Origin of the sequence: Neptuniibacter sp. 1_MG-2023 (assembly GCF_030547185.1) — a bacterium.
GTDB lineage: Bacteria > Pseudomonadota > Gammaproteobacteria > Pseudomonadales > Balneatricaceae > Neptuniibacter.
Genome location: NZ_JAUOQR010000002.1, coordinates 276,551 through 296,277, shown reverse-complemented (window position 1 = coordinate 296,277; position 19,727 = coordinate 276,551). Strand labels below are relative to the sequence as shown.

Here is a 19,727-nt window from a genome sequence, read left to right as displayed (position 1 = left end):
CTTGTTAGCTTTATAAAAGGCGATATTGGAATAATAGTTATGCAAAATGTGAATGTTACTGCATTGAATGTGAGCCTGTTACGTGTACTACAAGCCCTACTGGAAGAAAGGCACGTCACGCGGGCTGCGCAAAGGCTGAATTTAAGCCAATCGAAAGTTAGCAGGGATTTAAAGAAGCTACGGGAAATATTTAATGATCCCTTGCTGGCACGCACCCAGTCGGGTTACATTCTGACAGCGGGCGCTGAAAGAATTACAAGCAATCTTAACTGTGTTATTGATAACATCGAATCAATGCTGACGGATAAGCAGTTTGAACCCGCTTCATGTCAACAGACAATCCGCATATACGCTGGCCCTTTAGAGGTTCAGCTCTTTATGCCTGCATTATTTAAAAAGCTACATCAGCAAGCACCGAATCTACGCTTAGAGGTACTAGGAGAATCGGAAAACCCTTTTGACTTGTTAGCATCAGGACAGATTCACTTCGTAATGAGTGGCTTAACTCCAGATAAAGGGTTAGATCAGTTTTATATGAAGTTTTTATCAAAAAGTTCGCAGATGGTGTGCTTGATGAGATGTTCAAACCCTCTCGCAAGGGAAACGCTAACATTAGATCGTTATCTAGCCTCTAATCACGGTTACACAGCTTTAACAGGAAGAGGAACCACTTTTATTGATCAGAGCCTGCAACGCTTAGATAAGTCACGCAATGTGGCCGCCGTTTTGCCGAGTTTTGAAGTAGCTGCTAACTTCTGCGAACAAAGTGACCTTATTGTCACTATGCCTGAAGTGATCGCACAGCAACTCATTAAAGGGAGAACCTTAACCTATCAAAATCTACCTAAAGAGATTCAGTTACCGGAGATAGAACACCGCCTCTATTGGCATGCCCATTGCCATCATGATCCAGCTTGCAGCTGGTTAAGAGGGCTAGTCGAACAAGCCGAATAATCAACTTGAACAGCTAATCTGTTGCCACAGGCCGTTCAGGGTTACGAATCCACTCACTCCATGACCCAGCATAAATACGGCTACCTTTTAAGCCAGCAATCGTCATCGCTAGTTGATTATGGCATGCAGTAATACCAGAACCACACATATGAACAACATGCGAAGGTGCCAGATCTCCTATTATCGATTGCCATTCAGCCCGCAAACGATCTGGAGATTTGAACACACCTTGGTCAAGGTTATCTGTAAGAGGACGATTAACAGCACCTGGAATATGGCCAGCAACGGGGTCAATAGGTTCAACCTCACCACGGAAGCGCTCTTCCCCCCGCGCATCCACTAAACTGATCGAGTTTTGAGACAGCTCGGTTTGCAACTGATCAACCGTTAAACTGTATTCAGGTTGAAACTGTCCAGAAAGGTCGCCTTCTGTACCCGGCTCCCTAAATTGACTTTCTTCGCCACCCGCATTTAACCATGCAGCATAGCCACCATCTAAAACAGCGACTTTTTTATGGCCTAAACAACCGAGCAACCACCAAGCACGGGCAGCCATAGCACCGCCACAATCGTCATAAACAATAACTTGAGAGTTATTAGATACTCCTGCTTTGGCTAGCCGCGAAACTAACTGCTCCATATCCGGAAGCGGGTGTCGGCCACTTTCTGGGGTAACTTTAGATGAAAGGTCGTTATCCAAATGAAGATAAGTAGCACCAGGAATATGTCCAGCTATGTAGGCCGCTTCGCCTGCACTAGTGTCCGCTAAATTAAACCGGCAATCAAAAACAACCCAGTCCTTAGACAGGTGCTCTTTTAAATCGGGCCCGCTAATAATAGTGGTGTACATATTCCCTCTCTTTGTTTCTGCAGTTAAAGATACGCTGCAAGCTCTTCCTGTAAAACGTCCAGCTCATTCTGTGCCTTCTGTTTTGCTTTTTTCTTTAAGCTCTCTACTTCAGCCATTTTGTCAGTGACAATCTCTTGTGCAACTGATGCTTTATCATCCGCAGACTCAACACGCGCCAATAGCGGCTTTAATTGCATCAAAATGCCACGACGACGCCCCTCTTCTGCACGAGCAATCGCTTCAGCTGATTTCTCTTTTTTCTGCTTCTCTTCGGACTGCTCTTCTGCCACATAAGTTAATGGGCGAATACCCGCAGCAATGCGAACCTGTTCAAGCATTGGTGCAGCAACAGCACGAGCTTTATCAGCGCCTTTAAGCAGAACCTCTTCGACACTGCCAAGATCATTCATTAATTCGTTATATAGAATACGTGGCGCGGACAACTTACTGTCTAAAAATTCAAATAACTCTTTCTTCGCATCACCCCACCCAATACCGTTCTCAAACTGCTGACGCAACGCCAAGCTCTCTTGCTCATTAGCAAAACAATTATAAAGTTGGAAGAGGGTGCTGCTATCTGCGTCCTTAGGTTCACCAGGCTCACGGGTATCTGTTTTGATCTGCTTGATCAACTTGTATAACTCATCCGCTGTGCCAAAGAGAGGGATCGTATTATTATAACTTTTTGACATTTTGCGGCCATCTAGGCCCGGAATAAGCTGAGTTTGCTCATCCACAACAGCTTCTGGCTGAGTAAATAACTTTTTATAAGTATGGTTAAAGCGGCCCGCTACATCACGTGCCATCTCTATATGCTGGATCTGATCTTTACCTACAGGAATAAGGTCAGCATTGAACATCAAGATATCCGCTGCCATCAATATTGGATAGCTAAATAACCCCATAGTCACGCCGTCATCAAGGTCCGGATTACCGGCATCACGATTCGCATCGACAGACGCTTTGTAAGCATGAGCACGGTTCATCAGCCCTTTTGAACACATGCAGGTTAAGATCCATGTTAACTCTGTAATTTCAGGCACATCTGTTTGACGATAAAACGTTGCCTTATCTGTATCTAAACCTAAAGCCAACCAGGTGGCGGCAATTTCACGTGTAGATTGAGCAACACGCTCAGGATCATGACACTTAATTAACGCATGGTAATCCGCAAGAAAATAAAAATTGTTGTAGGTGTCACCACGGCTCAAATCAATAGCTGGTTTTATTGCACCTAAATAATTACCAATATGCGGTGTGCCTGTTGTAGTGATACCCGTTAGAACCGTTTTCTTTTCCATTTAATTATCGTCTCTTACACCTGAATCTGCCTGAAATAGGCTTATTTTTGGCAGCATGGCCGTTAAACCATTTGAATGCTGAGTATAATACCGAAAATTTTTATTGATTTCGCCCAATCCCTAGCCATTGGACTATCAATATAATGTCGTGATGACCTCACTTGAGGTAAAGTGCTAAAAAGCATCAGACAATAATAATATTTTCGAGATAATTATGACCGAATCAATCGCTTCTTGGATCACCCTTGCCGCAGTACTTTCCAGCATTGGATGGTATATATACCGTCAAACTGAGTACAATATAAACAATATAGTTACCTCAGTAATGTCAGGCATTTTATGTCTATTTGGTGGGCTACTCTTCTCTGGAGCTATAATGAAGGTAGTTGGCAAATTTGATAATGCACTCATACCTGCTCTGTTGGTCTGTATCGGTACGGCATTATGCGTATTAGCCCATACTATTTATCAAAATAAAAAATCTGCTTCCAATCGCGATACAGCAGAACCTCTCTAAGCTAATCGATGAGTTGGATGCAGTGTTGCGTTAAGCAATGAACCTAATTGGCAGCGTTGTAAAAGACCTTGTAAAAAATGGCCTTTTTTGTACTCGCGTAGAAGGTTATGATCTCAATAATATTTTTATTTAATACAGACTGATTCCTATGCTGATTGTCGTATCCCCCGCAAAAACTCTTGATTACGAAACTGCACCTATCACCCGTAGTCATACACTGCCCCGTTTTGTTGAGCACTCACAGGAGCTGATCGACGACTTAAAGAAACTTTCTGTCCAAGATATTGCTGAGTTAATGAAACTGAGTGACAAGCTGGCTAGCTTAAACGTAGCTCGTTATGAATCATGGCAACCCGAGTTTACTTTTGACAACGCCAAACAAGCTATCTTAGCTTTTAAAGGCGATGTGTATACTGGACTCGATGCCGAATCCCTTAGCGAAAAAGATCTGCAGTTTGCCCAAGATCACCTCCGCATCTTGTCCGGCCTCTACGGTGTTTTAAAACCCTTAGATCTTATGCAACCCTATCGGCTTGAAATGGGTACAAAACTGGCCAATAGCCGCGGGAAAAATCTCTATGAGTTTTGGGGCACAACCATCTGCGATGATTTAAACCAAGCTTTAGCCAGCAGCGACACCCCTGTACTAGTAAATTTAGCCTCCAACGAGTATTACAAAGCTGCTAAAGAGAAAAGCATTGAAGGCCGAATCATTACACCAGCCTTTAAAGATTGGAAGAATGGTCAATATAAGATGATTAGCTTTTATGCAAAAAAAGCACGCGGCTTAATGACCCGCTATATCATCCAAAACCAGATCGAAGATCCTGAGTTGCTTAAAAACTTTGATATAGAAGGTTATCGCTTTGCAGAAAGCATGTCAGAGGGAGATAACTGGACCTTTATTCGAGATCACGAAGAATAAAGTGCAAACTATATACAAAAAAGCCAAAGCATATGCTTTGGCTTTTTCATATTAAAAATATCTATTGATTAGTTCTGCTGGATACCTACGATAAACCAATCCGCATCCGGTTGGCGCATATCACGAGATAGATGCCAAGTTTCATTGAACTCAGTCGCCTCGTCTGTGTTTTCTTTCAACCAACCATAAAAATTGATGCTCACAATAGCTTCATCTTTTTCTTCAATAAAGTTCGCCACTTCAGCCATTACTGAAACAACTTCCGTTGTTTGTTGCTCTGGAGATTTAGCGCGCTCAGCCTTTAATAATGCAAACATTTCAGGCGAGGTATACGTTTCAATCTCATCCCAATTATTCGCATCCCATGCTTTTTGTAGATTCACAAAATGCTCTTGAGCACCGGCCAGAAAAGCAGTTTGATTAAACCAACTTGGTACTTTTATCTCGTTTGATTCACCCCAACCGGAGCTAAAAGAAGGCATAGGTTTGAACTCAGCTTCAGGATCAGCTCGAGCTTCTCGCTCCATAGGCTGTGTATGAGGGTTTATCTCATATTGTTGAGCACCGTTTGTATACGCTGACTGCTGCGGTCTCGATTGTTTCCGCATAGACATAATCTTATAAATAATAAAAATCACACCCGCGATCAACAACAGATCCATAAATTGAATGCCATCAAAAGCACCACCAAACAATAAAGCCCCAAAAATTCCACCCGCTAACAGACCGGCCATCATGCCACCAAAACCACTACGTTTAGGCGCTGTTCCTGCTGCTTTATTTTGTGTATTGGTTGCAGAAGGTTGTTTTTGAGTAGGTGCTGGCTGTGTTTTTTTGGATGAAAAAAAGCTTTTACCAAAAGATGAGCCTCCACCTAAACGTTTTGCATCTGCCGTTTCTGCGAGTGGAAGTGTAATAAAAAATACCGCCATCAGTGTGATAAAAAATGTCCGCATCGTTACTCCTAAGCTTGTTGTTTTTTTGATGATGAATTACTGGAAATTACAGCGAAATAGATCCCGCTAAATATTAATGTCATACCCCATAAATGAAAAGCTTGAACCTGCTCGCCTAAAAACATAACAGAAAGCAACATTCCCCATAATGGGACCAAATGAATAAATAAACCCGCCCGTTGCGCGCTGAGTTTTTCTACCCCATAGTTCCAAAAAAGATAGGACAGTATAGAGGGAAACACCGCCAAATACGCTATTAATAAATAGAGATCTTGATTCCATTCGATCGGTGGCTGATTTTGTGTTTCCAACCACGAAAAAGGTGCTAAACAGATGATCCCAACAACCAGAGTCACGGAGAAAAAGGCAAAGCCACTCATCTCTTTTGGCTTCCAGCGCAGGGCGACACTATACCCCCCCCAAATGAACATCGCGGTTATGATCCAAAGATCACCTACATTGAAGTTTAAGGTTTTTAAAATCGATAACTGCCCCTGACAGACAAGTAGCAAGACCCCCATCAATGAGAGACAAACCCCTAACCACTGCTTCATTGATGCCGCTTCACGTAGAAATATAGTACTTAATAATAGAATCATAATCGGCATAGTTGATTGCATTAAAGTGCCATTTAAGGCAGTTGTCGATTGCAGACCTATATAAGCTAAGGTATTGAAACTACCAACACTTAAAGCACCTAGAAACACAAGTATAGGCCAATGCTTAAGAATAATACCGCGATGACGATAGATTGCAGGCACAGCAAAAGGCAATAGAATCAGCAGCGCACAGCACCACCTAATAAATGCTAAAGTGACAGGGGAAATATCAACCGAAAAGGCACGGGCCAAAACGAAGTTACCCGCCCAAAAAAGCGTGGTTAAAACAAGAAGAAAATAAGCCAGAAGAAACGCCTCACACCATTAAAAATATTTTAGTAGGAACCGAGATAGCAAATTATTATTCGCATCGTTCCCCGTTAAAATGTAGTGCAATACATTATAATTATTCACCGTCCATTGCATACGCTTGTTTGCCTTATTTAGCCCACAGACTAAGATTTCGTCCCCCGGCTGAATAATATCCAATTCACCTGGTAACATATCGACCAACTCGCCACGACGAAGCATTAAAGGAAACGCGTGTAGGTTCCGTTTCCTATCGTGAGGATCTTTAAAAAACAGGGATAACTTTAATTCAATCCCTTGCTGTGAAGCCTCTATTAAAGCAGGTGTTTCCTCTTCGCCTACAACAAAAGCCCAGCAATCCAGTTCATTCTGGCCAACAACACTACTCATACGGTTGATTAATGTATGCGCCCATACATCATCGTAACGGTTTTGCATCTCTTCAATAAATATAGGAACTAAAGGCGATTTGAGATGAGCCAAAACACGGTTAGCAATAATACGTCCCTGCTCCATCACAAAATCAGCACGGCTATTTTTAAAGACTAAGCTATTTTCATGGATATTCTGCCTAACAACCGTCAAAATCTTTGGATTCAGTTCTCGTGCGGTCATGATAATCGATAGGTTATCTGCATCATTAGGGGTACCCGCCACAATACCAACCGCATCCATGACTCCCGCTTCCAGCAAAGTACTCGCTTCCGTGCCAACACCGGTTACCTGATGTGGAATATCCTCGATACTCACCGCATCTACATCCACTACCGTCAGATCGACCTCTCCCTCATCAAACGCTCGATAGAGTGCGCGCCCAAACCGTCCATGGCCACAGATAATCCAACGCCCTTTCGTACGTTGATACACACTTGATAGTGGTCGATGGAAAGGGTTATGTATCCAGTCATACACCAGATGCATATACGGTTCATGCGCGGCTAAAGAGAGATATTGCGCATAAGTGCGGAACGGATCGACCACTAAATCGGTCCCAAACGAGTGTAAATTAGAAGTTGTTATATCCGATTCGGTGCGGCTAATAACCATACGATCAGGGCTCAAAAGCTTGCTGGCAATCGCTATAGATAGATTAACGTGATCATCATTCGTCAGCGCCATCACCCCTATACATTTCTCATGCTGCAATCCTGCCGCATCTAAGAGGTCAGGCAACGAAGCATCGGCACAAAGAGCCGGTACTGAAATGGAAAGGTCGTCCATTTCTAACTCATCAATCCGATCAGGTTCAATATCCAATACCACAACCCGAACATCTCGCTTAACCAATTGACGAACAACAACCCGCCCTGTCACACCATAACCACAGACCAAATAGAAAGGCTCATTCATCTTTTTTACAGTGGAGGTAAATGAGCGGCGGCGAAGCATACGACCAAATATAGGTTCTTGTAACAGGGCTAGTGCTGTACCTATGCCGTATAACCAAGAGATAACCGTTGCGTAGATACAGAATAACGTCCACATGCGCTGGGCAGCGGTAAACGCATAAGGGATCTCACCAAAACCAATCGTGGAGCCCATAAAGGAGACAAAATACACCGCATGGAAAAAATCCATATGGTAAACATTGCCTTGATCATCTTGGCCTGGAACTAATACAAAGCCTAAGATCGATATGGAGTACACCACGATCATCGTAATCAGCGGCGTTTTTAAGCGCCGCAAAAAAAGGTAGATCACATTATTCATCGTGAATACTCAACATCACCATTAAACGTAAACACCATTAACGACGCAATAAAGCCGTTTCGACCACCAGCAAGACCACTGAAATAATATTGGCGAGTAATGCACCGCCACTCAGCGAAATAATGCTCGACATCGTAGACGGATCCATTCCTGTACCACTAATATGCTCTGCATACCCCCAAACACCCGCAGCAACAATAAGCTGTAGATCAACAACCAAAGAGGTTGCCAGCATTAGAGCACCAAGATGAGTTCGATCACCAAACTTAATGACCGTACAGATTAAACTTACAACAAGCGCCGCAAAAAACTCAAAAACATTATGATGTTCGGGATCAGTCAGATCTCCTATGAAAAAGCCAAAATTAAGTGTTAACGCTAATACGATGAAAAATGCGAAAATAACCTTCTCTTTGTTCATAGCATCCTTCCTGCAAACTGAACGATAATAGTTGTGATGATTGTAACACTGGCAGTAGTTAATACCATCGAGATCACTTCAACTGCATAAAAACCTACTTTCCACTGGGAACCCTAGCCGCTATTCTTGGTCACTTAATTTTATCTGTAACTGTTTTTTCTTTAGTGTAAGCAAAATAAGGCGTTGTTATATGTTGTTAGCTTCAATTAAACGAGTACAAGCCCCTTTTTTATTCGCCCTTATAAGTTGTCTTCTATTGTCGACAAATCTCTATGCAGAGGTTGATAAGAGCCCAATTGATCCTAAACAATATTCCGCTCTAACCTTAAACAACCAGCTCAGAGTCTTACTTATCTCCGATCCTGAAACTGATAAAGCGGCCGCATCTATGAACGTGGCTGTTGGCTCAAGCGCAAACCCAAAAGATCGTGCAGGTCTTGCTCACTTTTTAGAGCATATGCTGTTCTTAGGCACTGAAAAATATCCTGAAGCAGATGAATACCAAAACTATATCCGTTCCCATGGCGGCGGTCATAACGCTTATACATCACAAGAGAATACAAATTACTTCTTTGACGTGACCTCTGATAGCTTGGAACCGGCTCTTGATCGCTTCGCACAATTTTTTATCGCTCCGCTTTTTAATGAGAAGTACGTCGATCGTGAGCGCCATGCGGTCCATTCCGAATACAAAGCCAAAATAAAAGATGACTATCGCCGCATTTATGCCGCAACCAAACAGGTAATGAATCAAGAAAATAGCTATAACCATTTTGCTGTTGGTAATTTAGAGACGTTACATAACGATAAAACCCGCCCGATCCGCGACGAACTTATCGACTTCTACAATCAGTATTACTCAGCAAATGTAATGACCTTAGTCGTGCTAGGGAAGGAACCTCTTGACCAGTTAGAAGCACTCGTTCGCAGTAAATTCTCGCCGGTAAAAAATAGGCAAGTGACTGAGTTCAAAACTAACGCGCCGCTGTTTGATCAGTCTAAGCTGCCACTACAAATTAACATTCAAACGGTTAAAGATATCCATTCCCTAACGCTGACATTTCCAACCCCAGAGACACGTAGCCATTGGAAAGCCAAACCTATCTATTACATTAGCAGTTTAATGGGTTATGAGGGCCAAGGAAGTCTCCTCTCCTTCCTTAAGGAGAAGGGTTGGGCTACGGGACTCTCCGCATCTCAAGGGCACGATCTACCTACTGAATCCAGCGTGATGATCAATATTCAGCTAACGGATAAGGGGGAAGAGCAATACCTAGCGGTAACGCAAACGGTCTTCCAATACATCGAACTTCTTAAACAGCAAGGGGTTCAAGCGACCCTTTATCAAGAAGAAAAACAACTCAGTGAAATAGCTTTTCGTTTCCAAGAACAAGCTGAGCCGATTCATCTAGTCAGCAGTCTAGCGAGCCAGATGCAGCGCTTTCCAACCGAATTGGCGATCTCAGCTAATTACCTATTTGCTGACTTTGATCCAGAACTGATCCAGACATTTTTAAATCGGTTGACCCCTGAAAACATGTTATTAAGTTTGAAATCTAATAAAGAACAAACCGGTAAAATAGAACATTATTACCATGTTCCTTATACTGAAATTCCTTTTACGACAGACATGTTGGCACAACTACAAGTTGATAAAATTGACCCTGCGATGACGGTCAGAGCGCCTAATCCATTTATTGCTGAAGATTTAGAATTATTAACCACTCAAGGAACGGCAACTATTCCACAAGAGATCGACAGTCGCGAAGGTTTTAGCCTGTGGCACAAAACAGAAACCAGTTTTAACATCCCACAAGCCGATCTCTATTTCACATTACAAACACCGATCGCTAATGCCAGCCCCGAAAACTGGACCATGAATAAACTTTATACCGAGCTATTACAAGAGCAGCTTAATGAAACACTTTATGATGCTCATCTTGCTGGATTAAGTACGACAATATACCCGCATATGAAAGGTTTCACTGTTCGATTATCAGGCTACAACGACAAATTAGATCTGTTATTAAGCAGTGTTATCAACGCGATTCAAAAACCTGACTTTCAAGCCGAACGCTTTGAAATATTCAAGAAAAAATACGCTGACAGTTTAGCTAATGCACGTAAAGATAAGCCATATAACCAAACCACCGGACGTCTATATGAGCTCCTACTACCGCAATGGGATAACCACAGCCAAACAACGGCACTGAAAAACGTAAATTTAGATACACTGAAAGCATTTGCGACCAAACTAACCGCCGCACCGCGACTAAAGGTTTTAACACACGGAAACTTGGATAAAGCCACTGCAATATCAATGGGTGCATTGATTAAAGAAAAACTGCTAAAAGAAAAACCTCAGGCCGTTCCCTCGGTTGAAGTAACACAGATACCTAAAGGCCCAGCGATAAAAGAAAGTCTCACTATTAATCACAACGACTCAGCGATCTCCATGCTGCTACAAGGGGAATCAAACAGCGTTAAAACAAGAGCAGAAATCTCTTTATTAACTGAGATACTGGCCTCCCCTTTCTACAATCAGATCCGAACAGAAAAACAGTTAGGTTATATTGTTTTTGCCACCTCATTACAGATGAACAAAACACCCGCTATAGCGTTTATTGTTCAATCTCCAATCGCAAATGCGCATACCTTAGAAAAGAATATCGATCAATTTCTGGATGAATGGGATCAGAAGTTACTAGAGGTTAGCGATCAGGATCTCTCCCAATTTAAGCGTAGTGTAATCTCTCGCATCACCCGTAAAGATAATACACTGTCGGCACAAACCAATCGCTATTGGAGAGAATTGGATTGGCAGGAAACCAACTTTGATACACGTGAGCGCTTAGCTGAATCGGTCGAGAAAATAACGTTAAATGAGCTTGTTGAGTGTTTTAACGCACTTCAAAATCGACGTTTAATTGTGAGTAATACAGGTAAGAAATTCACCTTAGACGCTCCAGAGAAACCGAATACAGCCAGTGAACTATTCAATCAACTAAAAGCTCAACATGTAAACGTACCTGAGGCTTAAAGTCTCAGAATAAGAGGATACTAAGCTACTACAACTAAGTGTCCTCTTATTTTTCCTCAGGCGTAATAACTTTCCTGTTTTTCTGCTGCATTTCAATCGGCCTATAGTAAACCGAATCAGTATCTTCTGGCTTCAAAAAGGCCTCACATTTTTGCCCTAATAACACACACCGCGCCCGCTGCTCATCTTTAGCTATACGCATAAAGACCTTTTCTTCGCCCGTTAAAATCGGTGCTTTAACTTGACCCTTCGCGCTATCATTTATATTATTTTCAGCAAAATGCACCACGACAGCAGGCGGAAGATCACTCGGCAACTCTTTAGGGCGAATCTCAACCATCTGCTCTCGATCAAACGCCCCTCGCTGCCAATTACGGTAAGCAGTTTCACCATCAACCGTACCGTAAAAATCCCCCTTGGGTGACGTCACTTTATATTCTAGGGTCGAGAAAAACTCTTCCTTGGCATGTCCCCATGGAGAAAAAACGCTCGTGCTCGTCAAAAAAATAGGTATAAGCCACTTAGTAGGCTTCATCAAATTCCTCTTCCATCGGATAAATAGCCTCAGCATAAACCGATAACTCTTCAAGTATATGCTGTTTAGTTTCGTCCTGATTATGCTCTGTATAGAGTTCATTTAAACGATTATAGAACTGCTCCATCGTCAAATGACCATTTTCGCCTTTGATCAACTTCCGTCTTCTATAACTTTCCCACTGCATCTGCTCTTCATGGGTCAACACAGATGGACAGTTTCGTGCTTTATAACGCAGCAACATCTCCTCCAAGCGGCCATCCTGAAAAGGCAGATCGATCTCTGCTAGCTCACTCGGACTTGCCATCCGCACTTGATCCATTAATTTACGATCCGTTGGTGAGAAAAAACCACCGCTATACAGCATCATATCGGGATCACTTTCAGCCTCAAATGGACTCTCACTATAGATATCGGCAATCTTGCTGGAAAGACCAGTAAAATTTCTCAACATTTGCAGATGAGTACGGCACGTATCACCGTCGATCTCTAATTTTGCGGCTTCATCCTTATTTAACATCCCCGCGGGGGCAATAATTGGACACTTATTAACATGCACCTGCTTGAGCGCTATTTTAGGGTCATTCTCATTTAAGTCAGTATGTTTGGTATATAAAAGCCGACGAATCTCCTCTACAGGCAAGCTCATTAGAGGCTCGGGGTTATAGCGTAGATCCCAAACTAGCACCCCATTTTTATTAACAGGATGGGTTGCTAGCGGCGCGACGATAGCTGCATTGCCATGTTGGACTGGGTAACGTGAGGAGATATGTAATACTGGCTTATGGCTAATAGGATCCAGTTGAGCTTGAATTGCCTGTTTTGAACGATTCTTTTGTAGATAATCGAAGAGTTTAGGCTGTTTCTCACGCACCAGCTTTGCCATAGCTATAGTGGCGTACACATCCGATAGAGCATCATGGGCGTGCCCATGATCTATATTATTCGCTTTAGTCAGATCCTCTAAACGAAGACTCTGCGAGCCATCTTCATAAACGGGCCAATTAATCCCCTCCGGTCTCAGGGAGCGAGTTAATCGCAGCATATCGATAATGTCCCAACGGGAACATCCATTCTGCCACTCTCTAGCATAAGGATCATAAAAGTTACGATACAAGCCGTAGCGGGTCACTTCATCATCAAAGCGAATGCTGTTATAGCCCACACCACACGTACCTGGCCGCCCTAATTGTTCCATAATCTGAGCAAAAAAATCAGCTTCACACACCCCCTCGTCCATCGCTTTCTGAGGGGTAATTCCTGTAACTAAACACGCTTCGGGATGAGGTAGCTGATCGTCACTTGGCTTACAGTAAAACATCACAGGTTCTTCAATGATATTGAGATTCTCATCTGTGCGGATACCTGCAAACTGAACAGGCCAATCACGTTTAGGGTCTATACCAAAAGTCTCATAATCGTGCCAAAAAAATGTCAAAGGCGCCTTAGCCATATAAATATCCTTGAAAAACCAACAGATCTGATAGTTAGAACGAGATTTAAAGCTATATAAGTACTAACATGTCATTAATTAACTCACTATCATGCAGATTAACATTTCACTGTTAAGGGTTCACCCATGTCACATCATCAGGAAGCGATGCAGAAACCATGTCCTTGTGGTTCCAACAAACCATTTGCCTATTGCTGTGAGCCTCTCGTTCAAGGCCAAAAAGCTGCCCCAACGGCAGAAGCACTTATGCGCTCTCGTTATTGCGCTTTCTCATTAGGCGCTATCGATTACCTAATTGATACTACAGCCCCTGAAAAACGAGGGCCAAATGATGCTGAAATTTTAGCCGATCAAGTTAAATATACTAACTGGACCGGTTTAAAAATTTTAGATACTGATCAAGGTACTAAAAGTGACGAGATCGGCATGGTCGAATTTGAAGCACACTTTGAAACTGAAGATCAGACCGGTACTTTGTATGAAAAATCTAATTTCAGAAAAGAAAATGGTTTCTGGGTTTATGTAGATGGGGAAGTAGAGGTCAAAACTTAGTATTAACTCGCTTAATACTTACGATAAGATCCCCTTTAGGCACAGTATGACAACGGCCTTAAAATAATTTCAAGGCCGATGTAAACCCATTCCTAAGAAGATGGGAATCATCACCCTTTATCTTAATTATTATTAAAGATTTTCATACACGCCGTTTTTAACCTCAAAGCCAGGTATTCTGGGGTTTTACGCCCTATCGCAGTATAAAATTTACCAAAAATCGTGCAACTTAGGCTTTTTCAGTTAATGTCAACGCTGTCAGCGTTTCAAATCTACGTTAGAATATGTGCCCTTAAGGCAGGTGGAGCTCCATCGAATATCTACCTTTTTAATATGCGCCTCTGCCAGAGATGTTTAGGAAGTTATGTTAGTAAGATTTTTTAAGCCCAGTTGGCAACACAGCAAATCAGACAAACGTATTAAAGCTATTGCAAAATTACGTGATACTGATCCCCAATCACAAACCATCTTATCCCAGTTAGCATTGGAAGATAATGATGAGCTTGTGCGCTTGGCAGCAATAGAGAAACTAAACAGTCTCAGCTTATTGATTAAAATCAGTAAAAAAACATCATCTGATACGATACAGCAGCAATCTTTGCATCGTATTAGTCAGCTGATATTAGGCTCTTCCCCAGACTGTTCATTAGATGAAAAGCTCAGTGCGCTGAAGACTATTACAGAGTGTAATTTCCTCACCCACATTGCTTTAAATAGCAGTAATGAACAGATTCGTGAGCAAGCAATTCAACAGCTAAACGATGATTATAGCCTTTCCGTTATTGCCGAAAAAAGTCAGCGAGCTGCGGATAGAATCCAAGCAGCGCAGCGAATTAGCCGTGAAGAAACACTGAACAAAATTTGCAAAACATCACGCAACAAAGATAAAGGCGTCTTCAAAGCAGCTAGAGACAAGCTTCAAACAATAGAAGATGAGAAGGCAGAAGCCCAACGCATTCAAGCATCCATAGAGCAGCTTATTCACAATACAGAACAGCTGAGCCATCAAGCCTTTTTCCCATTATTTAGCCCTAAGCTATGCTCCCTAATCAGCGAATACGAAACGTTGTCAGAGCACACCAGTGTTGAGCAAAATGCCAGACTCAAAACCCATCAACAGCAATGCGAAGCTATTTTAGCAGCAGAAAAAGCACGCATTAAACAGCTAGAAGCAGAAGAAGCTCTCAAACAAGAGAAAGTAAATCAAAGCCACCATCTTTATTCAGAGCTTTGTGTACTTAAAGAGAGCTCAGAAAACATTCTTGATGAATCCCGTCTAGCTGAAGTCGAAAACCAACTGCAAACCATAAGCGATCAATGGGAAGCGCTTAAATCTTTCAGCTCCGAACAAGAACTACAAAGCTTTAATAAAATAAAATCTCAGCTTGGAAATTTGATCGCTTGCTACACTATCTATAACAATGCCGCTGAGCAGATAGAGAAGTTTCTTTCTAGCCTTACCGATGAAAATATAAAACCTGTAACGCTTAACAAACAAGCGAAGCAAGCTCGCCAACTACTGAATAAGCTCAGCTGGCCAACACAGCATGAAAAACCAGCCAAGTTACACCAATTAGAAACAGCTTTAGCTTCCGCCCAAACCAAAATTGATCGTAAAGATCATCAGCAAACTCAATTACATAATGAGTTCAAAACACTATTAGATAATCTTACTGAATCGATCCAACAGGGTGAGATTCGTAACGCAGACAAATACATCAAAAAAGTTGAACAGATCAATAAACGCTTAAATGGCAACCTACCAGCCGACCTAGCACATAGAGCTAAAATACTCAGTGCTGAACTACAAGAGATGCGAGACTGGCAAGCCTATGCGGTTCAACCTAAGAAAGAAAACTTATGCCAAGAGATGGAAGCTCTGTCAGACTCTGACCTAACCGTTCAAGAGCGCGCAAATGAAGTCCGTAGAATACAGAAAGAGTGGAAACTACTCGACGCAACCGATTCAGTACACTCGCAACAACTATGGAAACGCTTCAAAAAAGCATCGGATAGCGCCTATGCGCCTTGCGATCAACACTTTTCAGAACAGAAAGAGCTTCGCATTACCAATCTAAAACAACGCGAACTTATATGCGAAAAGCTAGACAAGCTATCCCCCCCGGAGGGAGACAGTGCTGAAGAGTGGAAGCTATATGAAGAGCAGATCCGCCAAGCTAAACAAGATTGGCGCACATACTCTCCAGTTGATCGCGCACCAGGGAAGAAACTTCAAGCAACCTTAGATCTGATCCTGTCAAGATGTGAAGAAACACTTAAAACTTTTCGTGCCGAAAACATTATCAGAAAACAAAGCTTAATTGATGAAACTACGCGCCTTCTCAACTCAAACAACTTTGCTGAAGCCACTGACACGGTTAAGTCTCTTCAGCAACAGTGGAAAACGATTGGGCCTGCTCCACGCAATCAAGAACGAAAGCTTTGGAACCAATTCCGAGAAAATTGTAGCCAAATCTTTGAAGCTTTTTACGAAGGCAAACAACCTAACGCCGCTTCAAACTCGATCCAGCCATTATTAGATGATGCCTGCCAGCAACTGAAAGAGATGATAAGTTCTGGCTGCAGCGTAAAGTCCCTAGAAGCTGCGATAGATCAAGCCCAGTCTTTGATTACAGAGCTAGAAAGCCAAAACTCTTTAGTCCCAGCTTTTAATCAAGAAACCGTTCAATCAGCCATAGATGCCCTGCAACAGCTGCAGGAAGAGTTGCGAACATTTGAAACAGAGCCTTATATAGCACTTGAACGTAAAGCGAGAATCTGTGAGCAATTAGAGCACGCCATATTAGATCAATGTGCGATGGAACAACTAGAAAGCATCCAGCAAGCTTGGGAGCAAGAGACAACATCAGAACACCCTATGAGTCGCGAGATTGCTGAACGCTTCGCCACATTGCTTACAATCGCTAAGAACCCCGATGCTTTGGAATCCATACTGAGCGATCAAGAACAAAAACTCAGACAGATCTGTATCCGTTTAGAGATAGCCTCATCACAACCCTCTCCGTTATGTGATCAAGCATTACGTATGGAGTACCAGATGGAGCGCTTACAGCAAGCCCTTGCAGAACAAAAACAAGCCTTTAACCTATCGGAAATAAAACAATTAGAACATGAATGGTTATGCATCCCATTCGCGGCACATATTGAAGAGTTTAATGATAGATTTGAAAGCAAACTTGAACATATCTTTTAAACCCATTATTTATACAATGCTGATCATCAAATACAAAAAAACCCGCAAATAGCGGGTTTTTTTAAATGCTAAACATAGTCAATTAAGACATATGTAAACCACCATTGACTGACATATCTGCACCTGTGATGTAACCAGACTCGTCATCACATAAGAAAGTACACATACGACCAATCTCTTCAGGTGTACCAAAACGACCTACCGGAATACCCGCACAGATCTGATCCTGAATTTCCTGAGCAATTTTAGCAACCATCGCTGTTTTGATATAACCAGGAGACACTGTATTTACTGTTACGCCTTTACGCGCTACTTCTTGCGCAAGTGCTTTAGTAAAACCATGTATCCCTGCTTTAGCTGCTGAGTAGTTACACTGACCAAATTGACCTTTCTGAGCATTTACAGAGGAGATATTTATAACTCGCCCCCAGCCCTTATCAATCATGCCATTAATCACTAAACGGGTCATATGGAACATAGAGTCTAAGTTAGCACTCATAACTTCATCCCACTGTTCCCAACTCATCTTCTTGAACTGCCCATCACGGGTAATACCCGCGTTGTTGATAAGAATATCAACAGCACCACCGGTTAGCTCTTCAACTGTGGCGATACACTGCGCACAAGATTCAGCGTTTGTAACATCACCATAAGACACTAGAATGTCATAACCGTCTTCTTTCTGTTTGTCTTGCCATGCTTTCGCTTTACTGTGATCACCACCGCTATTATAGCCGGCAACTACGCGAAAACCGTTATCTGCCAATGTGCGGCAAATTGCAGTACCTAAACCACCAGTACCACCTGTCACGAGTGCAATCTTCTGACTCATGCTCCATCCCCTTATATCGTGTATTTGCTTGTTTGGGTGTTATCTATTTTTATTATGATTTTATAATTAATCTCTCGTCCTTACCTCGATCATAATGCCATCCGTTCATAGATATTAATATGACTTTGGTGGAAGAACATTAGCTTACTCCACCCCCGTGAACAATGAGCTACATCACATACGGATCAAATAAAACTGAACGCATATGCAGCATTAATAAGACTTGAGGTAAGCCCGCATTGATAACCAAGCAATAACAGCTACACATAAGTTAGCCATCACAAGAGATACAAACATTCCCTGTAAACCAAACAGTTGAGAACCCAACCAAGCGAACGGAACAGTAAAAATAAACAAGCGTGCAAGGCTGACCTTCATCGCCATAAAAGGTTTGTGCAATGCATTAAAACTGGAGGCGGTAAGGAAGATTATTGCCTGAAAAGCAAAGCCAAATGGCACAATAAAAACCCATAAAATAATTAGTGATTGGACCTGATTATTATCACTAAACAGAGATGCGACCTCTTCAGCCACGAAAATTAAGAGAATAAACACCAAAAACTGCCAAAATAATGAAAATCCAATCACCATGCGATAGGCTGATTTTACTCGTTCTACTTTACCAGCTCCCACATTTTGGCTAATAAAAGGGGGAAGCGTCATAGAAAGCGCCAAGCATACAAGTAAGGCTAAAGACTCAATACGGTTCCCCACACCAAAAGCGGCTACCGCTTCTGGGCCATGATGGGCCACAATATAAGTTAGAACGGCTTGTGCAATTGGCGTCATCATATTAGATAAAGAGGCAGGCAAAGCTATTTTCATAACCGCATAAGAGTGCCTCTTCCAACGGATGAAATTAAATGGCTGAACAACTAGCAAACGTTTTTGAGCAAAAAGCAGATAGATCGCCGCTAAAGTCGTCAAACTCCAAGAGATAACACTAGCAATAGCCGCCCCTTGAATCCCAAACCCATCAAAAGAACCAAGACCAAAAATAAACAGAGGATCAAGTATAAAGTTGAGTAACGACGATGCCGCCATCATTAATGCAGGCGTTTTAGTATCACCTGTGGCCCGCATACAGGCATTACAGACCATATTAATAACAAGAAAAACAGATCCTACTAGCCACACATTCATATAGGTCTTAATAAGCGGCATTAAGGCTTCACGCGCCCCCATAGCCAAAAATACAGGTTCAATCAGTAACTGTAGCAATGAGCTAACAAGCACAATCATCACAGCAATCGCCAGCAGGTTATCCGTAGCAAGTGAGCGGGCTTCTTCACTCTCCCCTTTACCCAATAAGCGCGCCAAAATAGCTGAGGTACCTATCCCTAAGCCAATAGCTAAGCTGATAACCGTAAAACAAACAGGGAAAGTAAAACCTAAAGCAGCTAACGCATCGGTGCCCAATCGGCTGACAAAATAAAGATCCGCAAGATTGAATAGCATCAAACTAACAATCCCAAGCATCATGGGGAATGTCATTCTAACTAAGGTTGGTCGAATATCATCTTCAAGCAGATTGACACGAACGGACATAAGTCACCGAA

16 protein-coding genes are annotated in these 19,727 nt (G+C 42.3%); 6 read left to right on the top strand and 10 right to left on the bottom strand.

What is annotated here, in order from left to right; translation table 11 throughout:
* Positions 1–39: 39 nt before the first annotated feature.
* Positions 40–954 (top strand): LysR family transcriptional regulator, encoded by a 915-nt coding sequence (locus Q4492_RS04075; protein WP_303415986.1) that lies wholly within the window; start codon positions 40–42, stop codon positions 952–954.
* 13 nt (positions 955–967) lie between these two features.
* On the opposite strand, the gene Q4492_RS04070 is transcribed toward Q4492_RS04075, so the two are convergent.
* Positions 968–1,804, bottom strand: a complete 837-nt coding sequence (locus tag Q4492_RS04070) for a sulfurtransferase (protein ID WP_303415985.1) — start codon at positions 1,802–1,804, stop codon at positions 968–970.
* A 23-nt stretch (positions 1,805–1,827) separates the two neighbouring features.
* Complete coding sequence (locus Q4492_RS04065) at positions 1,828–3,105, bottom strand: tryptophan--tRNA ligase (protein ID WP_303415983.1); 1,278 nt, start codon at positions 3,103–3,105, stop codon at positions 1,828–1,830.
* A gap of 214 nt (positions 3,106–3,319) precedes the next feature.
* Between Q4492_RS04065 and Q4492_RS04060 the strand changes: the two genes are divergently transcribed.
* Both Q4492_RS04060 and yaaA read left to right on the top strand, forming a co-directional pair.
* The gene (locus Q4492_RS04060; RefSeq protein ID WP_303415982.1) at positions 3,320–3,622 is read left to right on the top strand and encodes a hypothetical protein; all 303 of its coding nucleotides are present in this window, start codon (positions 3,320–3,322) and stop codon (positions 3,620–3,622) included.
* 148 nt (positions 3,623–3,770) lie between these two features.
* On the top strand, positions 3,771–4,547 hold the full coding sequence (gene yaaA, locus Q4492_RS04055; protein ID WP_303415981.1) for a peroxide stress protein YaaA: 777 nt from the start codon (positions 3,771–3,773) through the stop codon (positions 4,545–4,547).
* A gap of 68 nt (positions 4,548–4,615) precedes the next feature.
* On the opposite strand, the gene Q4492_RS04050 is transcribed toward yaaA, so the two are convergent.
* Genes Q4492_RS04050 through Q4492_RS04035 form a run of 4 tightly spaced genes read right to left on the bottom strand, consistent with a single transcriptional unit; the run spans position 4,616 to position 8,542 of the window.
* A complete protein-coding gene (locus tag Q4492_RS04050) occupies positions 4,616–5,503 on the bottom strand; it encodes a Tim44 domain-containing protein (RefSeq protein ID WP_303415980.1) in 888 nt (295 codons plus the stop codon).
* An 8-nt stretch (positions 5,504–5,511) separates the two neighbouring features.
* Positions 5,512–6,408 (bottom strand): DMT family transporter, encoded by an 897-nt coding sequence (locus Q4492_RS04045; RefSeq protein ID WP_303416071.1) that lies wholly within the window; start codon positions 6,406–6,408, stop codon positions 5,512–5,514.
* Between the two features lie 18 nt (positions 6,409–6,426).
* A complete protein-coding gene (locus Q4492_RS04040) occupies positions 6,427–8,121 on the bottom strand; it encodes a TrkA family potassium uptake protein (RefSeq protein WP_303415979.1) in 1,695 nt (564 codons plus the stop codon).
* A 37-nt stretch (positions 8,122–8,158) separates the two neighbouring features.
* Positions 8,159–8,542, bottom strand: a complete 384-nt coding sequence (locus Q4492_RS04035; RefSeq protein WP_303415978.1) for a DUF6394 family protein — start codon at positions 8,540–8,542, stop codon at positions 8,159–8,161.
* A gap of 190 nt (positions 8,543–8,732) precedes the next feature.
* Here Q4492_RS04035 and Q4492_RS04030 point away from each other — a divergent pair, with 190 nt between their 5' ends.
* Positions 8,733–11,582 carry an insulinase family protein gene (locus tag Q4492_RS04030; protein ID WP_303415977.1) on the top strand — a complete coding sequence of 950 codons (2,850 nt, stop codon included), beginning with the start codon at positions 8,733–8,735 and terminating at the stop codon, positions 11,580–11,582.
* Between the two features lie 46 nt (positions 11,583–11,628).
* On the opposite strand, the gene Q4492_RS04025 is transcribed toward Q4492_RS04030, so the two are convergent.
* Together Q4492_RS04025 and sbcB are read right to left on the bottom strand one after the other, a co-directional pair.
* Positions 11,629–12,117 (bottom strand): hypothetical protein, encoded by a 489-nt coding sequence (locus Q4492_RS04025; protein ID WP_303415976.1) that lies wholly within the window; start codon positions 12,115–12,117, stop codon positions 11,629–11,631.
* Positions 12,104–13,570, bottom strand: coding sequence for an exodeoxyribonuclease I (gene sbcB / locus Q4492_RS04020; protein WP_303415975.1), 1,467 nt, complete (start codon positions 13,568–13,570; stop codon positions 12,104–12,106). The genes Q4492_RS04025 and sbcB overlap by 14 nt, the downstream gene beginning before the upstream one ends.
* Before the next feature lie 126 nt (positions 13,571–13,696).
* Between sbcB and Q4492_RS04015 the strand changes: the two genes are divergently transcribed.
* Positions 13,697–14,122, top strand: a complete 426-nt coding sequence (locus Q4492_RS04015) for a YchJ family protein (protein WP_303415974.1) — start codon at positions 13,697–13,699, stop codon at positions 14,120–14,122.
* A gap of 364 nt (positions 14,123–14,486) precedes the next feature.
* Complete coding sequence (locus tag Q4492_RS04010; protein WP_303415973.1) at positions 14,487–17,336, top strand: DUF349 domain-containing protein; 2,850 nt, start codon at positions 14,487–14,489, stop codon at positions 17,334–17,336.
* 82 nt (positions 17,337–17,418) lie between these two features.
* Here Q4492_RS04010 and phbB read toward each other — a convergent pair whose 3' ends face one another.
* Positions 17,419–18,168, bottom strand: coding sequence for an acetoacetyl-CoA reductase (phbB, locus tag Q4492_RS04005; protein ID WP_303415972.1), 750 nt, complete (start codon positions 18,166–18,168; stop codon positions 17,419–17,421).
* A 213-nt stretch (positions 18,169–18,381) separates the two neighbouring features.
* Positions 18,382–19,716 carry an MATE family efflux transporter gene (locus Q4492_RS04000; RefSeq protein WP_303415971.1) on the bottom strand — a complete coding sequence of 445 codons (1,335 nt, stop codon included), beginning with the start codon at positions 19,714–19,716 and terminating at the stop codon, positions 18,382–18,384.
* Positions 19,717–19,727 lie beyond the last annotated feature (11 nt).

What these genes read in the sequence shown, in the direction of transcription:
- Q4492_RS04075 (WP_303415986.1), top strand. Translation starts at nt 40, where the DNA reads ATGCAAAATGTGAATGTTACTGCATTGAATGTGAGCCTGTTACGTGTA.
- Q4492_RS04070 (WP_303415985.1), bottom strand. Translation starts at nt 1,804, where the DNA reads ATGTACACCACTATTATTAGCGGGCCCGATTTAAAAGAGCACCTGTCT.
- Q4492_RS04065 (WP_303415983.1), bottom strand. Translation starts at nt 3,105, where the DNA reads ATGGAAAAGAAAACGGTTCTAACGGGTATCACTACAACAGGCACACCG.
- Q4492_RS04060 (WP_303415982.1), top strand. Translation starts at nt 3,320, where the DNA reads ATGACCGAATCAATCGCTTCTTGGATCACCCTTGCCGCAGTACTTTCC.
- yaaA (WP_303415981.1), top strand. Translation starts at nt 3,771, where the DNA reads ATGCTGATTGTCGTATCCCCCGCAAAAACTCTTGATTACGAAACTGCA.
- Q4492_RS04050 (WP_303415980.1), bottom strand. Translation starts at nt 5,503, where the DNA reads ATGCGGACATTTTTTATCACACTGATGGCGGTATTTTTTATTACACTT.
- Q4492_RS04040 (WP_303415979.1), bottom strand. Translation starts at nt 8,121, where the DNA reads ATGAATAATGTGATCTACCTTTTTTTGCGGCGCTTAAAAACGCCGCTG.
- Q4492_RS04035 (WP_303415978.1), bottom strand. Translation starts at nt 8,542, where the DNA reads ATGAACAAAGAGAAGGTTATTTTCGCATTTTTCATCGTATTAGCGTTA.
- Q4492_RS04030 (WP_303415977.1), top strand. Translation starts at nt 8,733, where the DNA reads ATGTTGTTAGCTTCAATTAAACGAGTACAAGCCCCTTTTTTATTCGCC.
- Q4492_RS04025 (WP_303415976.1), bottom strand. Translation starts at nt 12,117, where the DNA reads ATGAAGCCTACTAAGTGGCTTATACCTATTTTTTTGACGAGCACGAGC.
- sbcB (WP_303415975.1), bottom strand. Translation starts at nt 13,570, where the DNA reads ATGGCTAAGGCGCCTTTGACATTTTTTTGGCACGATTATGAGACTTTT.
- Q4492_RS04015 (WP_303415974.1), top strand. Translation starts at nt 13,697, where the DNA reads ATGTCACATCATCAGGAAGCGATGCAGAAACCATGTCCTTGTGGTTCC.
- Q4492_RS04010 (WP_303415973.1), top strand. Translation starts at nt 14,487, where the DNA reads ATGTTAGTAAGATTTTTTAAGCCCAGTTGGCAACACAGCAAATCAGAC.
- phbB (WP_303415972.1), bottom strand. Translation starts at nt 18,168, where the DNA reads ATGAGTCAGAAGATTGCACTCGTGACAGGTGGTACTGGTGGTTTAGGT.
- Q4492_RS04000 (WP_303415971.1), bottom strand. Translation starts at nt 19,716, where the DNA reads ATGTCCGTTCGTGTCAATCTGCTTGAAGATGATATTCGACCAACCTTA.